Source organism: Grimontia marina, assembly GCF_900060185.1.
Lineage (GTDB): Bacteria > Pseudomonadota > Gammaproteobacteria > Enterobacterales > Vibrionaceae > Enterovibrio > Enterovibrio marinus.
In genome coordinates, this window is sequence record NZ_FIZY01000010.1 from 93,759 (window position 1) to 118,035 (window position 24,277).

22 protein-coding genes are annotated in these 24,277 nt (G+C 46.7%); 12 read left to right on the plus strand and 10 right to left on the minus strand.

All coding sequences use genetic code 11. The features are described from left to right. Positions 1-8: 8 nt before the first annotated feature. Together GMA8713_RS07465 and imuA are read right to left on the minus strand one after the other, a co-directional pair. Positions 9-1,415: a Y-family DNA polymerase gene (locus GMA8713_RS07465; RefSeq protein WP_062707330.1), complete on the minus strand. Its 1,407-nt coding sequence runs from the start codon at positions 1,413-1,415 to the stop codon at positions 9-11. Next, entirely contained in the window at positions 1,412-2,119 is a 708-nt protein-coding gene (gene imuA / locus GMA8713_RS07470) for a translesion DNA synthesis-associated protein ImuA (protein WP_062707331.1), read from the minus strand. The genes GMA8713_RS07465 and imuA overlap by 4 nt, the downstream gene beginning before the upstream one ends. Before the next feature lie 180 nt (positions 2,120-2,299). On the opposite strand from imuA, the gene GMA8713_RS07475 reads away from it, so the two are divergent. Next, complete coding sequence (locus GMA8713_RS07475) at positions 2,300-2,512, plus strand: DUF4156 domain-containing protein (protein WP_084387674.1); 213 nt, start codon at positions 2,300-2,302, stop codon at positions 2,510-2,512. Positions 2,513-2,762: 250 nt separating this feature from the next. On the opposite strand, the gene GMA8713_RS07480 is transcribed toward GMA8713_RS07475, so the two are convergent. From GMA8713_RS07480 to cspE, 7 genes are all read right to left on the minus strand, one after another. Then, positions 2,763-3,104 carry a hypothetical protein gene (locus GMA8713_RS07480; RefSeq protein ID WP_062707332.1) on the minus strand — a complete coding sequence of 114 codons (342 nt, stop codon included), beginning with the start codon at positions 3,102-3,104 and terminating at the stop codon, positions 2,763-2,765. A 224-nt stretch (positions 3,105-3,328) separates the two neighbouring features. Continuing rightward, positions 3,329-7,228, minus strand: coding sequence for a hybrid sensor histidine kinase/response regulator (locus GMA8713_RS07485; RefSeq protein WP_062707333.1), 3,900 nt, complete (start codon positions 7,226-7,228; stop codon positions 3,329-3,331). Positions 7,229-7,251: 23 nt separating this feature from the next. Beyond that, entirely contained in the window at positions 7,252-8,289 is a 1,038-nt protein-coding gene (locus GMA8713_RS07490; RefSeq protein ID WP_062707334.1) for a response regulator, read from the minus strand. Between the two features lie 116 nt (positions 8,290-8,405). Beyond that, the gene (locus GMA8713_RS07495) at positions 8,406-8,711 is read right to left on the minus strand and encodes an AzlD domain-containing protein (protein WP_062707337.1); all 306 of its coding nucleotides are present in this window, start codon (positions 8,709-8,711) and stop codon (positions 8,406-8,408) included. Then, positions 8,708-9,445: an AzlC family ABC transporter permease gene (locus tag GMA8713_RS07500; protein ID WP_062707339.1), complete on the minus strand. Its 738-nt coding sequence runs from the start codon at positions 9,443-9,445 to the stop codon at positions 8,708-8,710. Before GMA8713_RS07500 ends, GMA8713_RS07495 begins: the two co-directional genes overlap by 4 nt. Further along, positions 9,408-10,319, minus strand: coding sequence for a helix-turn-helix domain-containing protein (locus GMA8713_RS07505; RefSeq protein WP_062707341.1), 912 nt, complete (start codon positions 10,317-10,319; stop codon positions 9,408-9,410). The genes GMA8713_RS07500 and GMA8713_RS07505 overlap by 38 nt, the downstream gene beginning before the upstream one ends. Positions 10,320-10,511: 192 nt before the next feature. Then, positions 10,512-10,718, minus strand: a complete 207-nt coding sequence (cspE, locus tag GMA8713_RS07510) for a transcription antiterminator/RNA stability regulator CspE (protein ID WP_062707344.1) — start codon at positions 10,716-10,718, stop codon at positions 10,512-10,514. 553 nt (positions 10,719-11,271) lie between these two features. On the opposite strand from cspE, the gene mak reads away from it, so the two are divergent. The 11 genes from mak to cscK all read left to right on the plus strand — a co-directional run bounded on the left by mak (position 11,272) and on the right by cscK (position 23,788). After that, positions 11,272-12,171: a fructokinase gene (mak, locus tag GMA8713_RS07515; RefSeq protein ID WP_062707347.1), complete on the plus strand. Its 900-nt coding sequence runs from the start codon at positions 11,272-11,274 to the stop codon at positions 12,169-12,171. Positions 12,172-12,329: 158 nt separating this feature from the next. Continuing rightward, complete coding sequence (locus GMA8713_RS07520) at positions 12,330-12,884, plus strand: response regulator transcription factor (protein WP_062707350.1); 555 nt, start codon at positions 12,330-12,332, stop codon at positions 12,882-12,884. Between the two features lie 254 nt (positions 12,885-13,138). After that, positions 13,139-13,720 (plus strand): chemotaxis protein CheW, encoded by a 582-nt coding sequence (locus tag GMA8713_RS07525; RefSeq protein WP_084387675.1) that lies wholly within the window; start codon positions 13,139-13,141, stop codon positions 13,718-13,720. Positions 13,721-13,735: 15 nt separating this feature from the next. Then, positions 13,736-15,853 (plus strand): CHASE3 domain-containing protein, encoded by a 2,118-nt coding sequence (locus GMA8713_RS07530; protein ID WP_062707353.1) that lies wholly within the window; start codon positions 13,736-13,738, stop codon positions 15,851-15,853. Between the two features lie 15 nt (positions 15,854-15,868). Further along, a complete protein-coding gene (locus GMA8713_RS07535; protein ID WP_062707356.1) occupies positions 15,869-16,780 on the plus strand; it encodes a CheR family methyltransferase in 912 nt (303 codons plus the stop codon). Continuing rightward, entirely contained in the window at positions 16,773-18,332 is a 1,560-nt protein-coding gene (locus GMA8713_RS07540; RefSeq protein ID WP_062707359.1) for a chemotaxis protein CheB, read from the plus strand. The genes GMA8713_RS07535 and GMA8713_RS07540 overlap by 8 nt, the downstream gene beginning before the upstream one ends. Next, positions 18,329-20,095 (plus strand): chemotaxis protein CheA, encoded by a 1,767-nt coding sequence (locus GMA8713_RS07545; RefSeq protein WP_062707362.1) that lies wholly within the window; start codon positions 18,329-18,331, stop codon positions 20,093-20,095. Before GMA8713_RS07540 ends, GMA8713_RS07545 begins: the two co-directional genes overlap by 4 nt. A gap of 75 nt (positions 20,096-20,170) precedes the next feature. Further along, positions 20,171-21,124 carry a hypothetical protein gene (locus GMA8713_RS07550; RefSeq protein WP_062707366.1) on the plus strand — a complete coding sequence of 318 codons (954 nt, stop codon included), beginning with the start codon at positions 20,171-20,173 and terminating at the stop codon, positions 21,122-21,124. A 120-nt stretch (positions 21,125-21,244) separates the two neighbouring features. Next, positions 21,245-22,189: an SPFH domain-containing protein gene (locus GMA8713_RS07555; protein WP_062707368.1), complete on the plus strand. Its 945-nt coding sequence runs from the start codon at positions 21,245-21,247 to the stop codon at positions 22,187-22,189. Positions 22,190-22,192: 3 nt separating this feature from the next. Continuing rightward, positions 22,193-22,693, plus strand: coding sequence for an NfeD family protein (locus GMA8713_RS07560; RefSeq protein WP_062707371.1), 501 nt, complete (start codon positions 22,193-22,195; stop codon positions 22,691-22,693). A gap of 165 nt (positions 22,694-22,858) precedes the next feature. After that, entirely contained in the window at positions 22,859-23,788 is a 930-nt protein-coding gene (gene cscK / locus GMA8713_RS07565) for a fructokinase (protein ID WP_062707375.1), read from the plus strand. 187 nt (positions 23,789-23,975) lie between these two features. On the opposite strand, the gene GMA8713_RS28030 is transcribed toward cscK, so the two are convergent. Then, positions 23,976-24,236, minus strand: a complete 261-nt coding sequence (locus GMA8713_RS28030) for a response regulator (protein WP_062707379.1) — start codon at positions 24,234-24,236, stop codon at positions 23,976-23,978. Positions 24,237-24,277: the final 41 nt, after the last annotated feature.

Here is a 24,277-nt window from a genome sequence, read left to right on the forward strand (position 1 = left end):
ACTGCGGATCAACAAAAAAGGCCATGCTCAAACCACTCTCCCTGTGCGGTTCGAAATACCCAGCAAAGTTGCCCCCGTTTATTACGGGCAACAAAGTAGTCGCGCTGTATGGGCGATTCATCCCACCAACCGCCACTGACGCGTTCAGGGCCTGTGAGGGTGTCAGGACGAGATAGCAAAGGGCGTGGCGATACATGAAGTAACGCAGGGCGTGTTGGCAGGAAAGGAGGTAACATTTGCGTACTTTTCTGCAGTGGCAATTGACGTTTGAAGGCGCGCTCTGGGCGGTGGTCACTTTCCAATGACAGGCTGTAAACCCCATGTTTCCCCGCTTTCGCCTGCATCAGGCTGATGAGTTCTCCCGGCGTGAGCTGTCCACGTTTCCCGGCGAACAAATCCTGGGTGGGGGACTGCCTTGGTAATAGGGTATTGGCTTCCAGCCGAAGGTGGGTGACAGGCGCATCCAGCTTGATCTTTTCCAGATGAAGCTGGAGCAATGACATCCATCGACTGGAGGAAGACTCGGGTGCTGCAGCAGTGATCTCCAATACCTTGTCGTCATGCTCGCGCTGTGTCAGCGCAATGGTAATAGCGGGTGTTACGGCTTCTCTGACATGCAGGAACTTCTCCATTTCCTTGAGCATGCGCTGAAGCGGAAAGCAAAGCGTCTGGCTATTTGCAATTTCATGCAAAAGCTCAAGTGACTGATAGAAGTGCTCAGGCGGTGTAAAGCTCGCAGGTAATGCGAGACTTTTCTGGGTCAGAGAGCGTAAATGCGCAGTCAGCGGTTTGCCAAAACGTTGACCGAGTGAATCCACAGGCAACGCTAGTAATTGTTGGGCATGTCGTATCCCCATACGTTCCAGCTGAACAACGTGCTTAGCAGTGAACCCCAGTTCACGTACTGAAAGCACGGCGAGCGCTTGCTCGGTCGCTTCCGGTGTCAGGTAGCCGCAGTCCGCTTTTGCACGGGCCAGCCAGCGAGCCGCTTCTGGATAAGGGCTGAGCGAGAAATGATATTGCACTTGCTCACCACTGAGTACAGGTAGTAGCGACTGCCAATATCTGTCGAGTGAGCCGTAAAGCTTGAGCATAGGAGTGACTTTCAGCAGAAGCCCATCCGGCGCATAGGGGATGATATCCGCGTTGACCTGATACAAAAGGGAAGCCAGTTGCATTAGGCGATCAGCCTCTGCCTGCTCGTCATAATCTGCGACATCCAGACCATGACACAGAGCGCTGGCAGTGCCGAGGTCATTGCCTACTACAATGCCATGCTCCCGCGCTTGTGCGTTAGCTTGATAAACACTGCCAGTGGCGCGGGAAAGCACAATCAGTGGCGTCTCCACCCTGTTGTCACGGATAAGGGTGTCAAGCTGTAAGGCTGGAAAGTGCAGATATAACCAGAGGATCATCGAAAGAGTGGCACCACATTGGAGGTGTCTGCCAATTGGAGCGATTCAAGTGTGATAACTTCAGACTTTTTAGCTTTTTCAGCTAGCGAGAAAGAATGAAAAACAGGTTCCAATGGCACATGAAAGGGTTCAACGGGAAGGCCACGACGCTTAACGACCGTCACTTTCAGTCCTACTTCATCGGGGATAACTGACAGGCGACAACTGATCGGTAAGCCTTGAACACTCTTTTGGTGAGTAATCATAAACAACAGGCAGTCATTTTCGGTCGCAGCGAGTTGCAAGCGTCTGGCTTGCGTCACGGAAAGGGCATCTCCCCAGAGTACTGCAGAGCGACAACAGCCACTTTTCAGAGCCTGCTCTACACACCAAAGGCTGGATGCGATGGAGGCATCCAGAATGATCACTTTTTCCAGATCCAATCCAGCCTGACACAAGGCTATCGGGTTGAGCTCTCCTGGCGGAGCAGCAAACACGGTGAGCTCACTGTCTTTCAGGGCACTGACGACCGCTGGCAGGATCAGGCGTAATTCGCCAATGCCGAAACAGGGCAATTGTAGTTCAACCACACCGGATTCTGGCCAGCCGCCATCCAGCTTTTCATCAATCACCGTGTGGCCGCTGGGGCGACAGTGTGCTTTAGGTTGATAGAGACGGTTGGCCGTCCAGATCCCTGAATGCAGGGCGAGAAAATTATCGAGCATAAGCAAATAACACTGTATATATGTACAGTGTTATTCTAGTGAGAGATCTTCATCAGAGCAAGTGTGTTTTGATGCATATTGTTCCGTCATGGATGAACAGAAAAGCGGCTCGTTAAGTACTTAGATTGCCGATATACTCACAGGTCTCAAAATCCAACTCTCTGAAGATAAAATGAATAAATGGGCAACACCACTTGGGGCAATATTGTTGGCTCACAGGGGCATTGGTATGACTACTGGTTGATTGACAATGGCATCTTGACGCAAGGTGCGGTCAATGAACTGAGAAATAAAGCGATGGTATTGAATTCTGATATTGTCCTTCTTTATGCGCCGAACCCCTTCTCTACGTCAGTAACTTTTTTGGCAAAAGCGTATCGCTGTCATCCGTAAAGCAGCATGACAAAGATAAGTAGTGCACTGAATGCAGCGGTGGTTTCTAAATGCGGAAGCCACCGTTTTATTTCATGAGAGATAGAGTGATCTTCGCCAGAGAATATTATGGTTCCCGTTGGAAATCAGCGGACGTTGTGATTGGTTTGTTTGAAAAGCGCTACAAGAGATAGGGGATAATATTAACTGTAAGCGTCAGAGAAACCAAAAAGCGGCTTGCTAGCCGCTTTCATCATTCTGTTGTCATCGTTCAGAATTTAGTGGCCCGCTCGATGTGAAAAAGATGGATTTCATGCAAGATTCGCTCAGAAATAATTTCTGAGATGATGCCATCGAAACGGCTTTGAAGATCCTGAATCGACGGTATCACCTGCATCACACCAGCTTCGTTCTCAGCCGTGATTTCCATGTCCAAGCTTAGGTCGCAATCGAGCGTGGCAATGAACGGTTTCATACGCTCCAAAATGCAGTTGACCATGTAATCATTGGAGCTGAGTTGATTCAGTTCTTCGCGAATCATATCAGTCATGGGGCTGCTCTGAGGCTCACGTGTTGAACCCCCTTCAGCAGGGAAAGGAATCAGAGTCGGCATAGCGTAATCTCTTTAATATATAATAATTATTGATTTCCGCCTGTTAGGCGGCTTTTTTCTTATTTATTGAATAGTTTAGTAAAACCAGCCACGTTGACCAGTAAGGGCTTTAGATAGTGGAGTTCGGTTTGCAATCTTAATAAAAAGAATGCAAATAGTGACTATATGACACTTGCACAATTGCAAATGTTCTACTACCCATGAAAACTAATAGGAGCCTGATCTCAGGGTTTGCTGGCGGACATCCTTTCACACAGTTGTATTGAGCTTCGTTGAAGCTTTTCGTAAAGCTCTTCGGGTCGGTTGCCGCCGTCAAAATTGTATTGTTCCAACGCTTTACAATCAGTAGAAAAATCAACCGCTCCAACCATCAACGCCGCCCCTTTCATTTTGTGGGCAATTTTCTTTACATCCACATAGCGCTCGCTTTCCCAAGCCTTAACTAGTTCTTTGATGTCACTTTCCTGCGCGGAGAGGTAGCGGTCTATCAACATACCAATGAGCTCAGGGTCGTCACCTGTGTTCTCTTTCAGTGTTGAAAGGTCAAAAGGCTCAAGCGTTTCGCTTTCCACTTCTGCTTGTTGCGTTTGGGTTTTGACAGCACTTGATGCTGCAGTTGTTGCAAGCGAAGGAGAAACCGTTGTAGATGAAGAGCTTTCAGAGCAGGGTTCAGGCTCTGTTAGAAAGCTGTTCATCAGAACGATCAGGTCGTGCTGTTTAAAGGGTTTGGCGATGTACTCCGTCATTCCGGCATTGAGGCACTTCTCACGATCACCACTCATGGCATTGGCAGTCATAGCGATAATCGGTACTTCAGGCAAATTGTTCTCAATTTCTAACTGGCGGATTTTCCGTGTGGTTTCGAATCCGTCCATTACAGGCATTTGGCAGTCCATAAAAATCATGTCATAGCGATTAGACATAAATCGCTCGAAGGCGATAGATCCGTTGTCAGCAAGTGTGGTCTTGCAGCCGAGTTTAGTGAGAACTGTATTGATGAGCTCTTGATTGACTGGGTGGTCTTCCGCAATCAGTACTGATAGACCTTTAACATAAAGGCTGTTGCCGACATTGCGAGAAGTTTCCTCATTGTGGGTCATCTGGCGGAAAATCTGTTTACGGCTGAGTCCTTTGGCATCCAGTTTGATGACTGTCGAAAGTATCTCGTAAATAGACTCAATATTAAAAGGTGCGCTGATTGACGCTGAAATGACTTCTGTATTCTGTATCAACACACCGCGGATATCAGCGAGGTAAAGCACCGTATGTGAATTACCTTGTAGGAGCATAGAGGCTTTGAGCTTTTCAAGAGAAATAGTGTGATCAAGCAAGGTCACATCGAATTGGTTAGACTGAAGTGCAGCAGATGCAGCATTTTCATCGCGGGCGATTGTGACGCAAAGCCCTAACAGGGTGAAATATTTATACAGGTTACTTACCTGAGTAACGCTGCGGGAGATAAGCAGCGTCTTCATTCCTTGAAGTAATGATGTGTGTGAAGGCATTTGCTCTCGCGATGTATCAGGGACTTTGACAGTAAAGCGAGCGCTGAAGGTGGAGCCGTGACCAATGGCACTTTTAGCTTGAATGTCACCCCCGAGAAGATCAGCAAACTTACGACAGATAGGTAGGCCAAGCCCTGTCCCCTGATAGCGACGCCTACTGGAGTTATCAATCTGTGAGAAGTTTTCGAAAACCTTGTCCAGTTGCGCTGGCTCGATCCCAATGCCAGTATCTGCTACCTTTATCGCCAGTTCACAGTCAGAACCATTCCGACGGAGCTGGGTGATAGAGACATCCACATAACCACTGTTGGTGAACTTAGCAGCGTTACCAGCCAGATTAACCAGTATCTGCCTCAACTTGGAAAAATCCGACATGATTGAGCAGGGTAAATTGGGGTCGGTAAATGTGGTAAAACTGACGTTGTCTTTCACTCGGGGCGCAACGATATTAGTAACATTTTCAATGAGTTCATGAATACAGAAGATTTCCTGTCGAACGGTCATTTTACCTGCTTCAATCTTCGAAAGGTCTAGCACATCATTGATAATATCTAGCAATGCACTTGCCGATACCGCAATGGTGTCATTGTATTGCCGCTGTTCGTTGGATAGCTGGGTGTGTGAGAGTACTTCCGACATACCCATGATGCCATTAATTGGCGTACGAATCTCATGGCTCATCATGGCCAGGAAATTGGATTTGGCCTCGTTGGCCTGTTCGGCATCGTCTTTCGCGCGCACCAAGGCTTCATTTACTTCCCTGTTAAGTTGCGTCTGGCGGTCGGAATAGAGCATGCTACAGATGCTTTTCACGACGGGAGCAATCCAATCCACGATCTCACCAGTGTAAGGGTTATCACGACCCGCTAACACAATGATACCGACTTCTTCTCCCATCGTGACCAACGGTAGGAATGCATAGTGCTCAAAAAAGTCGCAATCATCGTTGAGTACACCTTGGTGGGGTGAAGAATACGCTGTACGTTTGAGGCGGATAGCGGACTCGGCAAACGGTAGCAGTGGAAGCGGTAGCTCCTTAAATTCTTGCTTGAGGTTATTGACTTGGTGCTTGAAAAGTAGCTTCTGAACGCCGCCTTTTATAGACAACATTGCTACCAGCTTACTGTCGGTAAACGTTGCCAATACCACCAACGCTTTTTTGAATGACCGCTCGGAGTTCCCCGTGGTCATGTACATGTCCTGCACAGAGTTAAAAACAGAATACAGTGCATTACTTCGACTAAGTTTGGCTTCCATAAGTGTGCGCTGGGTAATGTCACGAACGTTCATGACCACATAATCCCGATCACCAATGCGCTGCTTATTCCCTACAAGGCGGAGGAACAGGGAATCATTATCTCCACCGTGAAATATTTTGCTAGCTTCCTCGCTGACGAGCGAGTTTTGGTATACCTGTTCAATGGTTCGAATAAGTTGTTGGTTGATGTCAGTACTGAGGGTATTCAATGGCGTGCCTTTTTCTGGCACGTTCGGCAAATCGACGAGTGTGGAAGCACGGTGATTCACCGTCATAACATTACCGCGGCTGTCGAGGACAATCACGCCGTCAGCATAGTTCTTTAAAATAGATTCAAGGTACTGTTTGGTGAACCCAATACGCAGTAGTGAGTTGGCGTGTTTCATAAGAAACAGTATAAATGCACCGGTAACAACAAAAAATGTCACTGAAAGGTAGTTTCGGGTATATGTAACGGCACTAAGTGCGCTGTTTGCATCAAACTCAATGACAAGCCCAATAGGGAGTTCTTGGTACCATTGCCAGACGCCAATCGAAGGATCAGGGAGGTGTCCTTGAAAGCCTTCTGCATTGAGCCTGATGGATTTATCTGAGCGATAAAGTAAGTCTGATGGTGTTTTCCTTATCCGATTGACTGTTTCAATTGTGTCAGGCAGCAGAAGGCGATTCTTAGTTGGGGCGATGATTTGACCATTATCATTGATAGCGAAAGCAATGCGAGAAGGGATAGTTTCCTGACTGAAAAACAATTTGTCGAAGTCCGAACTTTTCCGGGTTGCCACCAAAACAACAGGATCTGTATGACTGGAACCGTTAAAAAAGGCGAGAGCCATAATGATTTCCGTCAATGGCTTTTCATCATCAGACAGGTGAGGAGGGCTAATAAACAGAGTTTGTCGTTTGACCATAGGAATGATGTTTGGATAGATATTGACGGCTACATCTGAAAACTCGTAAGCAAGCTCAAGAAGAATTTCTCCCTCCGGGGAAAATAGAGTGACTTCGTCGAGTGAAAAGGATTCTCGATATAAATCTAAGATTTTTGTTACTTCGCCGGCATTGGTTAGGGCTTCTCCGTTGAATGCGCCGCCAATATCCAGCGCCTGAATCAGTTGATTATCAGTGGCAATAATCCCCAACTCGCGTTCACGGTGGTGATACCAGTCATCAACTGATGAGCTGAGATTGCTGATTTCTGTTGTAAGAAAGTAAGAAAGTTTTTCCTGCGTGTCCTGATAGATGGAGCGATAAAACCAAAGGAAAGATAGCAGCAGAATAATGACGACTGCACCGCCGCTAAGGAAGAGTTGGGCCAGTGTATAGCGAGATTCCTGGCTAGCTAGGCGGAAGTTGTTAGCCATTTAGTCCTCGTCATGTGAGCATATTAAAATAGGGATTTGTATTTAGTGTCTTCCTGTACCACATGTTTCACCCACCAAAAACGCAACAGACGGAAAAAATCGGTCTTATAAAAGCCGGGATCCGCTTGGCACTTAAGAATCACAAACTCTGCCTGTTTAACAAGGCGCGCATGCATGTCTTTGTGCATTTTTAATCTTGGATAGTTGGCATCAGTGAGCAGATCCTCTTCTAACTCAATATGGTCCTCAACGTAATGCTGAAAGCGCTTTGCAATGTCATCAAACTCATTGCCTTCATGATGAGTAACAACAAGGTCATAGGTGTCGTTGATGATACTGAGCAACTCTTTGTTGCTCTGGTCTAGTTCTGGATGACCGACAGTGAAGCGGTCCTGCCACTTAATAAATTTCTTACGGTTGTCTGACTCTGGTTGCCCTTCTTCTGCTGCGGGAGCAACCGGCGGTGGAGAAGAATGTTCTGTAGAGCTTGGTGTTACATTTTCTGTGGCATTTGCGAGCATAGGCTCTGCTGTTCCTGATTCTTTATGCTCATGAATTACTGCATCAACTTCTTTTAAAACATCGTCAGTAAATGCAACGGTACCGTTCACCTTGAATGCTGTTGATTTAGCAGGATCTTGCTCGTACATAGCAAAGTAGTGTTCGATACCCTTCTTTGGTTTGGCTTGTTGCGAGAGCTGGCTGATTCTATCTTGAAGCGATTGCTTATTTACTGGCTTCACGAGGAAAGCGTCCACATCGAAAGCGATACACTGAGCAATAACAGTCTCTGCGGCATTAGCTGTGAGGATAATGATTGGGATGTCATGAGGCAGCCCATAACGGCCACTTCTGATAAGTCGAAGCATTTCTAGTCCATCAATGGGTTCCATCTGTAGATCAGTAATGATGAACGAGGGGCGCTCATGGTATAGTTTAGACATGGCATCTGCGCCGTCAGTAGCTGTGATGCACTCATTAAACCCTTGAGACTTTGCCATAATGGCAATGGTCTCACGGATCATTTCATGGTCATCAACAACTAAGCACTTTTCAAGCATTAGCTACCCCAACTTAAGTACAGTCTCCCCTAATAAAAATAGCCTAGAGGGCTGTTTTTTCAATTAAAGAGACGTTGGTTTTAGAATTGAGATTCCTAATTCTGATACAGATCCCGTTAGCGGATTAACCAGAAAAAAATCATTGAAATTATGACCGTTTTCAGGGTGCTAAGGCGCAACAGACTGAGTGCGCATACGAATCCACCCGCCAACAGGAATGGGTTGTGCAATGATATGTCGATGCTTCCTTGAGGAAAAAGTAGGATAGGTACGGTTAATGCCATTAGCACTGCTGGTGCCGAGTATTTCAGGATACGTTGCATCACTGGGGTTACGCGGAATGGGATGCTCTGAGCGAGAAAGAAGTAACGCACCGAAAAAGTAATGCCTGCCATGCCGATAATAATAAGCCAAGTATTCATTTTCTCTTCCCCTCCCTCTTGGTGTGTATAGGCATAGCACTTTCAGACACAAACCCAGCGATCATACCAGTGATAGCGGCAGCAATCAGTGCATTGCCATAGCCTGCCAGTGTCAATGTCGTCATTACCGCGAATGAGACCAACACACAGACTAGGACCGGAATGTCTTTAATTGTAGGTATGACTAAGGCGAGGAATGTCGCAGCGATGGCAAATTCCAGTCCTAGTTCTTCAATGTTCTCAAACTGCGTGCCGCCAAGCACACCCAAGAGAGTCGCAAGGTTCCAGCAGAAGTAGAAAAATGCACCACTGAACAGGGCGTAGTGCTTGTCGAATTCTCCCGTTCTCTCAATATTGGCAGCACAGAGTGCATACATCTCATCAGTCAGCAGAAAGCCAAGAGTGACTCTCCATCTCAGGGGTAATTGTCGAATGTACTGACGAAAGTTAACAGAATAGAGCAGATGACGGGCACTGATGACAAAAGTGGTACCAAACAGCGTGCTTCCTGGCACACCCACGCCCATCATGGTCACACCTGAAAGTTGTGCTGCTCCGGCAAACACAAAAAGTGACATAGCTTGCGCCTGTAAAGGTGTTAGGCCCATTTGGACTCCTAGCGAGCCGCAAAGCACGCCCCAAGGGATCACTGCCACGCTGAGCGGCAACATGTCTGAGCAGGCATTGAGCCAAACTTTATTCTTCATGAGTAATGAGGGGTTGTCTTTGTTCATGCTTATCCTTCGAATGCGGGAGAATGCTTTCTGTTTTATCAGCCACACGTATCGAAGAATTGCACAAAATTGCTTTCTGGTATTGCTTCGGTGTTACGCCAATGGCACGGCAAAAATGTCGGTGGAAATGGCTTTGGTCGTGGAAACCACAGGAGATTGCGCAGTCGGCAAGGCCGAACCCATTTTTCATCATATGTTGCGCGCGACGGACACGTAGCTGTATCTGGTAGGCGTGAGGTGGCAACCCATAACGGGCTTTGAACTGTCTAACCAAATGATATGGGCTGACCCCAGAAAGCTGACTTAAGGTGTCCAAAGTGACTGTTTCCGTTGCGTTTTGATGTAGATATTCCCGTACTAAATCCATTTTGGGACCAATCTTGGTGATGTCCTCTGGCAATTGGGGGCGCTTGTTGAACCGACACGTCAATGAAAGCAGGACATGATGGGTGAAGGTTTCAGTAAGCAGCGGATCTTCATTGCTGCGCAGCAGAGAGAAGAGCATTAAAAGTTGATTGGATAGCTTGGGGTCTTCTTCAACCGCAAAAGGGAAATATGGCACTTTGGATGCCAGCCCAAGATCTTTAGAAATGGCTATGAATTGCGCCTCGGTGGGATACATAGCTTCGTAAGTCCAGCCTCCTTCGGTGGCGGAATGCCCATCATGTACCTGATCTGCGTTGACAAGAATAATGCTACTGGCTGGCGCGATATGATAGCCACCGGTTCGCCAGAAACGCTGTGCGCCTTTGCGAATGACACCGACGGTATAGCCCTCATGGGTATGGCGGGAAAAAGCTTGTTTTTCGTAAGAGGCTTCCAATACTTCCAAGCCGCCTAATAGAGGTGAAGAATCAAATTTCGCGTGTTCCATTACACTCCTTGCTCTATCGATAAGGGGCTGGCGTTCTAAGTCTTACGAGTATACCCAAGGACGACGATAAAAATTTGTACAAAATTGCGATAGTGATGGCGGGTGCGATGCAAAAAGAACGGATAAGTGGAATTGGGAAAAGAAAAAGGACGCCATGGGGCGTCCTTTCAAATTCTCTGCGAGAAGAAAAAATTAGATTTTTTCTACGTTTGCAGCTTGTGGGCCTTTTTGACCTTGCTCGATCTCAAACGCCACTTTTTGGCCTTCAGCCAGAGTTTTGAAACCTTCGCCAGTGATAGCACGGAAGTGAACGAAAACGTCTGGGCCATTTTCTTGCTGAATGAAACCAAAACCTTTTTCTTCGTTAAACCACTTCACGGTACCGGTAGATTTAGACATGTTGTCTCCTGAATGTATTTCTATTTGTATCATTGCGCACACGCGCATTAAGACCTATTAACGAATCACTTATGGTGGCAAATGTAGCGAACATCTTCAGGACAACTTACTTTTGCGAAGGTAGGGTGTAACGAAGTTTTCAATTGCAGCATAAAGAGCTCTATTAACCAGGCCGAACGATAGTACCACAGAGGTGCCAATTGTATAGTTAATTTATGGCTCTTCTGCGTCACCTTGTGCATTAGGTCCACTACTTCTTCGCAAATTACGCTGAAAGTTGGCGAAAATAAGCACAACGTAAAAATAGTCGGAATTCTGAGAAAAGAAAGTGAGACATCTCTCGATTTTCGAAAGGGGAAGTGTATTTGTTCTAAGAATCATAACGTTAGATAGTAAGTTGAAGCAAAATTGTCACACTGCTTTCAAAATAGCGATCAAAAACCACCTATCCTACTGAGGCATCCAGTTGTGATGTTTCGATCCTGTCACTGTTTGAATTAATGGAAAAAAATAAAATCATCACTAAAGAATCGAAAGTTCGGGAGGATTATTAGTGAAAATTGGGATTGATCTGGGCGGCACAAAAATTGAAGCCGTTGTTTTAAACAATAACGGTGAACAGCTTTTTGTTGAGCGAGTTCCCACGCCACAGCATGACTATCAGGGGACGTTGGACGCGATAAAAGGGCTAGTAGATCGTGCGGAGACCGCCGTTGGCGAAAAATGCACCGTCGGTATGGGGATCCCAGGTACACTTTCTCCAGTGACAGGGAAAGTAAAGAATGCCAATTCAGTCTGGCTTAATGGTCAGCCACTTGATAAAGACCTTAGCACCTTACTTGGCCGTGAAGTTCGTATTGCAAATGATGCAAACTGCTTCGCGGTCTCTGAAGCCGTCGACGGTTCAGGGGCAGGCAAGCACCTAGTATTTGGGGTGATCATTGGCACGGGTTGCGGTGGAGGAATCTCGATTGGCGGTAAAGTCCATGCAGGTGGTAATGGTGTTTCGGGCGAATGGGGCCACAATCCACTGCCTTGGCAGACCGAACAGGATCGCCACCATGCTGAGCACATTCACTGCTATTGTGGCAGACCAAGTTGTCTTGAGGTATTTATTTCCGGCACTGGCTTCTGGAAAGATTTCGAGTTGACGCATGGTGAAACACTGCGAGGGCCAGATATCATGGACCGTGTAGAGAGAGGCGATAAAGACGCTGAAGCTTGCATCCAACGCTATGAAGACCGTTTAGCCCGCGCATTGGCATCGGTTGTTAATACTCTAGACCCCGATGTGATTGTACTTGGCGGCGGGATGTCCAACGTTGAACGTATTTACAAAAATGTTCCAGCATTGATGAAAAGATGGGTCATGGGTGGCGAGTGTGACACGCCAATTGTGAAAGCTAAATATGGCGATTCGAGCGGCGTACGTGGGGCAGCCTGGCTCTGGTAATGATTCATTGTGGTATGGTGGTGTCTTCCACCATACCCCTGCTTTCTTGTTTTCCTCAATTTTTCTTCTTCACGCCAACCTCAACGAATGCCTCTATAGTTACAAAGTGATTCTCATTTCTAATACTTTTAGTGTTTGATGGCATTGTAAGGGGACGTATGAAGATCATTTTTGCAGACGATATGGCAGACATGCGCGACAGCATTTTGGAGTCTTTGAATGCATTGAATGAAGACTTTGGGCCATTAGAAATCCTTGGGCAGGCCAAAGATGGTAGAGAGCTTATTTCTTTGGTTGAGCGAAATCCTTCTGTCGATTTGGTTTTGACTGACTTGAGGATGCCCAACATGGATGGTTTGTCAGCGCTAGTCTATCTGAAGGCAAACTGTAATATCAAAAATATCGTGGTCATTTCCAATGAAAGCTTTGTCTCAATCTCTCGGGCAGAAAAGATAAAAGTGGATGCTGACACGGAAGAAAAGCTGGCGTTGCTCGATAAGATTGCGCACCGCGTCATTGACGATGAAGTGGAGGAAGGCAAAATCAACTCTATTCTGATTGGTTGTGAAAAGTTGAGATTAGATCCTGTACAGGTTGTAGAGTATTACGGTGCCTCAGGCTACATGCGCAAACCCATTACAAAGAGAAAAATGCATGGGTTGTTTGATGAGCTGAACAAGACAGAATCCTTTATTAATATCGGTATCGTGTAAGTCAGATGTGTGATTATCTGCTCGTTCGGGTAGATAATCACATCAACCTTCCTTCTAATTTCCCTACTATTTCATGTTGTTATTGGCCTATTGCCAAGATTACAGATGCTTATTGATAGCTTTGACATTGGGACAAGCTGGCCTACTGTTAAATCAAAGCCTCAATACTTTCTCAAAATTGAAACATGAGGTTGCTCTATGGGCGGGTTTGTCTAATCCGTTGTTTTGTAAGCCTGTAGCTTGAAGGGCTAGCCATGGATAATGCAGCTGAGCGATACTTGGAAAAAAGCGCTGTCCTGAATTCGGGAGATAGACAAGTCGGTCATCATCGCGGAACGAGGTTAAAACAGAAGAAACTCATCTTTTCTCTGGCTGAGGAGCAGTATGGAATTCCTCTGTCTTCCGTGAAAGAGGTGATTGGTATGGTGAAGGTGACGCCCATCCCTCATATGCCGAGCTTTTTTAAAGGCCTTATCAACCTTCGTGGGAAAATCATTTCCGTTATCGACCTCAGGCTGAAACTCGGGTTCGAAGAAAAAGCCTATGAGCCCAAGAAGACCTCCATCATTATCAGCGACGTCAATTCACTGACTGTCGGCACCATCGTGGATGACGTGAATGAGGTTATAGGCTTCACGGATGAGCAAATCGAAACCAAAATTCAAATATCCAGCAGTATAAAGCGAGAGTACATCTATGGCGTGGCGAAGGCCGAGGATAGCAGTCTGGTGTTATTGCTGGACATTCTCAACGTGCTTGAGCCAGAGGAATTAGATTTGATTAGCACACACGTTTCTGTGCAGCCGACAACTGGCAACACGAATTTTGATATTTAGCCGAGGATGATAGCCATGCTTGAAAACCTGTCTTTACGAGCAAAAATATTTTTGGGTAATGGTGTAGTGCTTTTGTTTCTCATTGCGCTTGGGTTGCTAAGTCTCAATAGCATGAAAAATCTGAGCGCTACTGAAAGGTGGGTGGAGCATACCCACGAAGTTATCAACAAAGCGCAGAATTTGATTGCTGCCGCCATCAATATGGAAACCGGGATGAGGGGTTATCTGTTGGCAGGCAAAGAACAGTTCCTTGAGCCTTATGATGAGGGAAAGCGAGAGTTTGAGAGCATCGTTGAGGACCTGAAACAAAAAGTCAGCGACAACCCCCGACAGGTTTCTTTACTTCAAGACGTTGAAGTTACGATTGCAGACTGGCAACGCAATGTTACCGAGGACATGATTTCGCTGAGACGCTCTATAGGTAATGCTAAAACCATGAACGACATGAGCGTGACTGTGGGAGAAGCCAAAGGAAAAGCGTACATCGACAAAGCGAGAGGTTTGCTAGATACCTTTATTGCCCAACAACGCTCGATATCGAACGATAACTTCCCCGCTTCCCAATCCGACGAAGATAGAGAGGGCTTTAGCGACATAGCCCAAAAAGCTCTGCTGATTAAAATCGCAGTATTGGATATGGAGACAGGGATGAGAGGCTTCTTACTAACAGGGCAAGAGGCTTTTTTGGAACCTTATGCTCAAGGGAGCAACCAAATAAGCCGATTACTGACAGGGCTTAAGCTGGAAGTCAGGGACAACCCCATTCAAGTGTCAGTGCTGGAAAACATAGAAGATGTTTTGGGTGACTGGCGTGGGAATGTGGCTGAAAACTATATTACGTTAAGACGTGAGATAGGTGATGCCAAAACCATGGATGATATTTCTGATCTGGTGGCTCAGGAGCGCGGGAAGCAGTACTTCGACAAATTTAGAAGCCAAATGAGGACTTTTATCGAGCGGGAAGACACTCTGATGGCAGCGCGAACACAGGCTGCACACGAAAGTGTCACCAGTACCTACATCACCATTATTGCTGGCATGGTGTTTGCCGTTATTGCATCAGTGCTTGTTGCTAACTTCTTGAGTGCGGCCATCATGCGCCCATTCCAAGATATTTTTAAAGGGCTGACGGTGTTCAGCTCGAAGGAACTGGGGGATTTACGCGTTTCGTTCAATGAAGTGGTGCGACGCATGAATACAGGGGCGTCCAGAGTAGCAATGATCGCCGCCAACATTGAGGATGTTTCTCAGAACCTTTCCCAAATTTCTAATCGACAAGCCAGTTCAGTGGAGGAAACATCTGCGAGTGCGGAAGAGATCTCCAGCATGGTCCAAAATAACGTTCAATCCGCCGAACACTCCCGGGACCTGTCCAAAGAGGTTGGGAATAGAATGACAGACTTGGACGAAGCTATGTGCCAGATTTCTGAATCAAATCATAAAATTACAGAGCTGGTTAAGATCATTGCGGAAATTGGTGCAAAGACCGAAATCATCGACGAGATTGTCTTCCAAACCAAACTGCTTTCATTCAATGCCTCAGTCGAAGCGGAAAGGGCGGGAGAGCATGGCAGAGGATTTGCTGTTGTGGCTCAGGAAGTTGGGAATTTGGCTCAAATGAGCGGGAAAGCAGCAACAGACATTTCTGCCATTGTGAAGCAAAGTATCAGCGAAGCCGAAACAATCGCGAAGGAAAACACCATACGGGTAGAAAATGGGGGAGGCATTGTGTCGGAAACCCGCCAGCAGGCGCAGTCGATGGTGGAAGGTGCAACCAACATTTTTGAAGCTTCGAATGAGCAAGCAAGGGGCATACAAGAAATCAGCAATGCGGTTGAGTCTATCAACAGAGCGACGCAGCACGCGGCGTCTATTGCCGATCAGGCCTCTAACTCCAGTTCAGAGTTGACCAGACAGGCTGAAGATCTCAATAAGCTTGTCTTGCACATGAGCAACTTTCTGTGTGGTCATGAAGCGGAAGCCAAGGAAGAAAATAAAGTAGAGAAGCCTCTGAATTGGGAGGAGAGCATTGAACATGACTTTGAACGAAATAATCATGTGCAGAAAGCGAATGCGCAAAGTGATGATGTAACGATGGAAGGGAACAACAACAGCGCCTGGAACCGGCTTTGAACGGGGTGATGGGTCGTGGTGCAAAAAGTCGATCGTCTTTTCACTAGCCAAGCTGATGCTGCTGCGGAAGGCAGAGAAAACTTTGATACCTCAATGGTGCGGCTGTCTTCTGTGGAATTTCGACACTTTACCCATCTGATCTATCACCACGCGGGTATCCGTATTTCTTCCGACAAACGAACCATGCTGGAAAGCAGGCTGAAAAAACGCCTTTACGCGCTAAAAATCCACTCATTTAAACAATATGCCGATTATCTGAAAAGCGACATGAGTGGACGGGAGTTAACAGAATTCACTAATGCCATCACCACTAATAAAACCGAGTTCTTTCGCGGAGCCTGCCATTTTGAGTTGATGAGAAAGGATATCATTGACCAACACCGTTCAGACACGATTTTCATCTGGTCCGCCGCGTGTGCAAGTGGTGAAGAGCCTTATTCCATTGCCATGGTATGTGATGAACTCCAACACGATAACCCGGGGTTTGAAGCTAAAATTCTCGCGACCGATATTGATACCCAGAGGCTCGCGATTTGCGAGAGCGCCAGATACGAAAAAGAGCGTTTGAGTGAGATTCCTATTCAGTTTCGGCACCGGTATACCAAGTTCTCTGATGACCCTCAGGATGACACTTTTCATGTTGCGGATATACTTCGCCAGCAAATTAAGTTTCGACAATACAATCTTGTTCATTTTTCTGACAAATTTGGCATCCAGTTTCATTACATCTTTCTGCGTAATGTACTGTTTTATTTCCCACCCTCCACGGCAGAAAAAGTGGTTCGCTCTATGTTGAGCCAACTACAACATGGAGGGATGATTTTCGTTGGGCTGACAGAAACGCTGAACAATTTGGATCTTGGACTCGAGCAAGTGGGTACCTCGGTATATAGAAAGGTTACTCACAGAGGAAAGAGCGATGGCTGATATTCAGGTGAGTTCCGGCGATCTGTGCTTTTTCTTTCGCAAAAATGCATGGATGCAGACGCTGGTAGGGACTTGTGTCACCGTTTGTATCTGTGACAGGGAAAATCAAAGTGGAGGTATGTGCCATTATAGACTGCCTAGCGCACAGAATAACTTCTCACAAAGTAGTGATGCCAATGACTTTGGCAGTTTTGCAATTCCTAACTTACTGCGTCGTTTTAAGCAAACCTCTTCTCGACTGGAAAATCTAACGGCTCGGGTACTTGGTGGTGCACAGTTGCAGGGCGGTGACTTCCTGCAGTCGCAGCAAATTGGCGTCAGGAACATTTCCATCGCCCTTGAACTTCTGGCGCTTTACGGTTTGCCAGTCCTTGGGGTATCAATAGGCGGTGTTGAAGGCCGTCAAGTCCGCTTTAACCCCTTCACTGGCGACGTAGATTTTCGCTTTGTGTCCGAGCATGATACGCCCCCCCTAAATTGCCACCCAAAGACCTCGGATGTAAGAAGGATCTACACGACATTGGGGAGATCTCACCTTGACACTTCGTGGACGGATAGAGTTTGTGGCAGCGATGATGTCAGGGTAGAACACTTTGCTGATGCAAAAGTGTTGTTTGATCGAGCCGCAAAGCTCGCACCTGATGTGGTAGTGATGGACCCCTATCATATCAGTGGCAATGATTGGCTGGGAGGTGCGAAGAGTAATAAAACCATTCCAACCATTTTAGTTTCTCGCGCCGCACGTTCGCTTAGTGGCATAGAATACCGCAAGCTCAATCAGGTAGTTGGCCGATATAATTTTGTGACGACACCTACAACGTTGAATCAGGTATTAGCCTCAGCACTGGCAGCAAAAGCTTCGATTGAAAACCTCAATGCGGGAGGCTGTTTAGCGGAGGCGCATAAAACCCCAGCCCCCTTTGATATAGTGGTGCTTCTTGGCGCATCAACAGGCGGTATTGATGCGCTGGATTGTGTAGTCAAGCACTTGCCTTCGCCGTTTCCGCCGGTTTGCATTGTCCAACATATTCCCCCTGATTATTCTCACTCACTGGCGGAGAAGCTTAACAAGTCATGTGAACTAAAAGTATGTGAAGCGGAAGACGGTGCGCTTCTTGAAGGCTCACATGTGTATGTCGCGCCCGGGGGTAAGCACATCAGATTAATGCAACTGCCGGATGAGCGTGTCGTGGTGAGGGTCACTGAGGATCCCTTGGTGAATGGATTTCGTCCATCAGTTGATTACCTGTTTCAGTCCGCTCTCAAGCTCAAGAAGCTTAACAAGGTAGCAGTCTTAATGACGGGCATGGGGCGGGATGGCGCAAAAGGGTTGCTTAACCTCAAGCGCAACGGGGCATTCACCATTACACAGGATAAAGAGAGCTGTGCTGTTTATGGTATGCCTCGGGCAGCTGAAGAGCTGGAGGCTGCATGCAGAACTGTCCCTTTATCTGGCATTGCAGATGCGATTGAGTTTGCGGTGAAGTTGTTCCAAAAAACAGAGTCAAAAAGCTTACCAAAGAGTTTGCTAATAAGTGGGGATGAAGGATGAAAAGGGAGGCATCTAAAACCACCCATTTAAAATCCCTGGCAGAGAAAGCTGGTCACATTCAAGCCTTACTGGGGGAAAAGTCTTCACTTTCCAAGGTGAATGAAGAAATCGGAGACCTCCTCACCTTCCACGAAGGTCACAAAGAAAAGGACATGACCTCTTATCGTGCTGTCGATGATTTGTTAATAAATATTCAAGCCCTTACTGATTATCTGGCTGCTGGAAGCAGTGAGCTTGACCAGCAAAGCCGAGAGTTATTGATGCGTGCTATAGAAGAGGTGGAAGAAGACTTACGCTCATTTATCAATGGTCAGCCTAACGAGGAATACAGCAACCACAAAGAAGCCTTGCTGGCAGGCATGGCGACCTGTTTTCTCAATAGAGAGTCGTTTGATATTCGTTTTTGTGAAGACACTTTTGCTTTCGATGGTGATGTAGCTGATGAGCTGGCGTACCTGTGTTCATTGGTGGAACATGAAGGTCAGGAAAACTCACCTAAGTCGTTGTCTGGACGAAAGTTCCTGTCTAAAACTAAAACGCCAAAAACCTCTTCGGTTCAGTCGAACTTTGAGCAGACCACACGTGTGAAATCCCAATTGCTTGAAAAGCTCATGAGCCACACCGAAGAGCTGGTTCAGATCCGCAATATGATGGTCGATCTCGCTGAACAGGAAGAGAATCAGCGCTTAACTGAGCTTTCTAACAAGCTGATGACTATTTCCGACAATATGCTGGGCGACTTGCTGAAAACCCGAATGCGCCCAATGGGCAACTTGCTGAGCAAGTATCGAAGAATGGTGCGGGATCTTTCTAATGAGTTGGGCAAAAAAGTCGATGTCGACATCATTGGTGAAAATATCGAACTCGATAATAATGTCCTGGATGCCATCAATGAGCCACTGACACACCTTGTCAGAAATGCAATAGACCACGGCTTTGAAATGCCAGATGAGCGCACTGGGGCGGGAAAACCTTTGACTGGTCGTCTGCTGATTCATGCTTATAACGAGTCGGGGAAAGTGGTGATCAACATTGAAGATGATGGCAAAGGCATTGATACCGAAAAAGTGTTGAACAAAGCCATTAATAACGGTGTGATTTCGTCAGAGCAGGCGGAGAGAATGTCGGATAAGGAAATCATGGAGTTGATTTTCTATTCTGGGCTTTCTACCTCGGAGCAAGTGAGTTCAGTGTCAGGCCGTGGAGTGGGAATGGATGCCGTGAAACGAAAGGTGGAAGAGATAAAAGGCACGGTCGATATCTATTCGAAAATCGGTGTGGGTACTGAGATTTCGCTGATGTTCCCGCTCACAATGGCAACGCTGAGAGTCGCCCTGTTCCAGGTTGGTGGTCTTAACTACGCCATTCCTTCCTCAGAAATCTCAGGCATTGTAGGTGTCAGCCGTATTGACGACGAAATCTCCATTCGATTTGAAAGCGGCTCTGCAACCATGCTGAGAAAAGGCAAAGTCACGCCCTTGATTGAAGCTAAAGACTACCTTGGTGAACTGGTAAACGGGGAGAGTTTTCAGTCTCTGTATGAACAAGGGAAGTCGTTAAGCGTAGTGACCTTCAAAGATAGGGGGCAATACTGGGGGTTGGTAGTTGATGAGGTCAGGGCATTTCTGGATATCGTTATTAAGCCATTAGATAAAAGCATGAACCATGAAAACATATTCTCTGGCGCAACTTTGCTGGGAAATGGTGATTTGGCGTTGGTGATCAACCTGAAGAGAGTGCTGCGTTTTGTGCGTTACGGATAATCGGGATCTGTCGCCCGAATTGCAGATGCTAATCTTATACTTAAGACGGATACAATTTCATGATTGGGGTGACAGATGAAGACTCTCGGAAGCTTTTTGCTGGAAGAGGGATTGATTTCAGCCTCAGATCTTGCTGATGCAATGGTTGAGCTGGTTAGGAAAACGCCGCATAGCGTGGAAATCCTGTACGAGAAAGGTGTAATTTCTCCTGAGCAACTTCTGGCGATTGTTACACTTCAGAGTGATGAAAACCTGGATTTTAGAACCGCTTGTCTACAACTAAGTATCTGGAAAAGCGAGTTTATCGACATCATCAATAAAGAGGTTGAACAGCGCAGGGGGACGCTGGGACAACTTTTAGTTGAACGAGAGCTCATCGACCCACCCGCTCTATTATCTGTTATCAAGCACTATCACGCTTACCGTTCTGAAAACAACAATGACTTTGCGCTTTTTTCCGAAAACGTCATTTTGGATCTATCTGAAGATTCTGCTGGCAAAGGTATGCCAGAAATCAACTATGAGCCTGACTTTTCAACAGCGTCAGAGGGAAATACGTCCGAATATCTTGACCTTTTCTCCGAGGAAAAAGAGATAGCACTGGAATTGATGATTCTTGCGATTGAAAAACTGGGGAGCGACAAAAGCGAGGATTCGCCCGAAGAGTTGTTGGACAAGTTTTTTACAGAGTATCACTCGCTCAAAGGAACGGCGAGAGGGATTGGTGCAGTACTAACCGAAAATTTGATCCACGAATCAGAGGATTTGCTGGCGTTCTATAAGTGCTTCCTGCACAAGCTTGAGAGTTCAGACTTCTCAGCCTTGGCAGCGGTAAACCTCAATGTGCTGGATGTATTGAGCCAGTTAAGGAATGAGCTGGTTGTGGTTGAATCGGAGCAGGGCTTCTGGGAAAAAGAGGATAAGAAAACGAAATATCTCAAAGTGTTGGAGGATATCCATAAGCTAAACAAGGAGCTTCAAGGCCGGGGCTACAAAGTAGACATTGAAGAAGTTAGAGATATGTTCTGAGCCAAGGACGTGTTGACTCAATAAATTTCTCTCCCCGTCCCAATTTCCATATATTGATGCACAGTTGTCTTACCCTATTCGATATGATGGGTGAAATTTCAAACAGTTGGGGTGGTAAAAATGGACTTTCTGGAGATCTTACCTTCACTCATCAATACCTGGGTCATTCTTGCGGTTTTGGTGGTTATCGCGCTGCGTTCAGCAGTCAAATTCGTTCCTCAGAATACAGCCTATGTGATCGAGCGCTTCGGTAAATACAACAAAACCATGGAAGCAGGCCTAAATGTGTTGGTACCGTTTATTGACCGTATGGCGTATGTAAGAACACTGAAAGAGCAAGCGTTTGATGTCCCTTCGCAATCAGCGATCACTCGCGACAACATCTCATTGGTTGTAGATGGCGTGTTGTATATCAAGGTGCTCGACCCTGTGAAAGCCTGCTACGGCGTGGATGACTATATCTTCTCGGTCACCCAACTGGCACAAACTTCTATGCGTTCTGAAATTGGCCGTATGGAACTTGACAAAACCTTCGAAGAACGTGAAAGCCTCAATACGGCTATCGTGTCGGCTATCAACGAAGCGGCACAGCCTTGGGGCGTTCAGGTACTGCGTTACGAAATTAAAGATATCGATCCACCTCGTTCAGTATTGGACGCGATGGAACGTCAAATGAAAGCAGAGCGTGAAAAGCGTGCTGCTATTCTGGAATCAGAAGGTGCCCGTCAAGCTGACATTAACGTGGCTGAAGGTCAAAAGCAGGCACGTGTACTGGCCGCGGAAGCAGAAAAGTCTGAGCAAATCTTGAAAGCGGAAGGTGAGGCCCAGGCGATTCTTGCCGTTGCGCAAGCACAGGCGGAAGCGCTGGAGGTGGTTGGCCGCACGGCCGCTACTGAAGAAGGCCAGAAAGCCATTCAGCTAGATCTTGCAGACAAAGCGATTGAAGCGAAGAAGGCAATTGCGAAGGAATCTTCAGTAGTATTGCTGCCTGATAGCCAATCCAGTGCTGCATCGCTGGTGGCTGAATCAATGAGCATTATTAACAAGCTGAATACTGGGAAGTAAGAGATGGATTTAATGTCGTACCTACAAACCAATCTGGCTGAATCGACGATAATTATCGGTTTGGTTCTGCTAATCATTGAAGTCTGGCTGTTAGGGCTTTCCACTATTGTCCTACTTGCGTTTGGCGTCTCTGCGATTATCACTGGTAGCTTGGTATGGGTCGGCATTTTTCCAGAGACTCTAACGTCGGTCATCGCCGGTTCGGGTATTGGCGCAGGTGTGCTGACAGCAATTCTGTGGCGTCCACTCAAACGTTCTCAAAAAAGCCCACGCCCTGAGTACAATATTCACAGCGATTTTATCGGACTTGTGTTTGAGCTTGAGGAACCGTTGGATGCAGATCATCCCGTGATGGTGAAATATTCAGGCGTAAGTTGGAAGCTGGTTTTGGGGTCAATACACCGCAATGAAATCGTCCCTGCTGGCGGCTCCGTGAGAGTTACTGCTGTCGATGTTGGTAAGTTTATGGTTGAACCAGTGGAAGCTCTGGAGAGTGGATCTTGATGACATTGACGATTTGATTTAATCGATAGGAAGCCGTGAGGCTTCCTTTTTTGTTGTGGGTAGGGAAAGTCTAACAAACAAAGCAACTTGCGTTGTGTTGCTTGGGTATAGTCAAAACTCGCGGCCTACGCTGACCGTAGTGGATTTTGACAGGGAAGAGAGTTGATGAGCAAAGTGTGGTTAACGGGGGATGCGGTTGTAGACTTGATCCCCGATACAGAGATGACTTACCTGAAATGCCCAGGTGGTGCACCTGCGAATGTGGCAGTAGCGGTGGCAAGGCTGGATGGTGAAGTGGGATTCTTTGGCCGTGTAGGAAACGATCCGTTTGGTCGATTTCTGGCGAAAACGCTGAAAGATGAAACGGTAGACATTCAACATCTGGCTCTGGATGAAGAAAAACGCACTTCAACTGTGGTGGTCGATCTGGATGACAGCGGCGAGCGTAGTTTCACCTTTATGGTCAAACCCAGTGCTGATCAGTTTATGCAGCCAGAAGATATTCCTTGCTTCGCCTCAGGCGACTGGTTACACACTTGCTCCATCGCATTAGCTAATGAACCGACACGTGCCACTACGTTTGAAGCGATGGAGCGCATCAAGGCTGCTGGTGGATTTGTCAGTTTTGACCCCAACCTTCGCGATGAAGTCTGGCAAGAGCAATCTGAGATTATTCCTGTTGTGATGCGAGCCGTTGCAATGGCAGATGTCGTGAAATTTTCAGATGATGAATTATTGTTTCTAACCCAGAAAAATGAACTGGAAGAAGCCTTGCAAGAAGTAAAAGCACTTGGCATACCGATGATTTTGATCACCCAAGGTAAAGAAGGTGCTTGGCTTGTGATGGACGGTATTCAGTCGCTTATTACAGGTAAAGTGGTGAGCCCGGTAGACACCACTGGTGCTGGAGATGCATTTGTGGGTGGCTTACTAGGATATTTCTCTCGCCTTTCCGGTGATAGCTGGAAACATGCTGAAAAGGCAAAAGGAGCAGTAGTCTGGGCAAATGCTTGTGGGGCCTTGGCGACCACACAAAAAGGGGCGATGACGGCACTGCCAGATCTGGCAAGCCTCAATGCTTTCATCGATAGTTAATCAAGTTTTTGTAGCTTCGACTCTGGAAGCAGCAGCTTGATTTAAAGCGTCAATCAGATCTGGGCGCTTTAAGGGTTTGGCTAGGTAACTATCCATACCCGCATTCAGTGCACGTTCAAAATCTGTTCCCAGCATGAGCTGACAGTCCGATAATAAAAAGCGGCGGTACGTCGTGTTCCTTTTCAAACTAGCGAAGTTGGGCGGTCAGCTCATACCCGTCGATGTTAGGCATGGACACATCTGTAACCAGTATCTGGAATAGATTCTTCTTGTAATATGCCAGTGCTTCAGCCCCACTACTAAGGTAAGTGACATTGTCTGCCACACCAGTCAGGAATATCCTGGGATGCAACCGCTGCAATTCAATAGGAACTGAGGTAATCTTGGCAGTTCGAATTTTGATGTTATCTATGCCCAAATAACTGTAGATGCTCGCTGAATCCTGCATCTTCAGGTTGTTTAGGTCTAATACCTAAGGTCAATAGACGC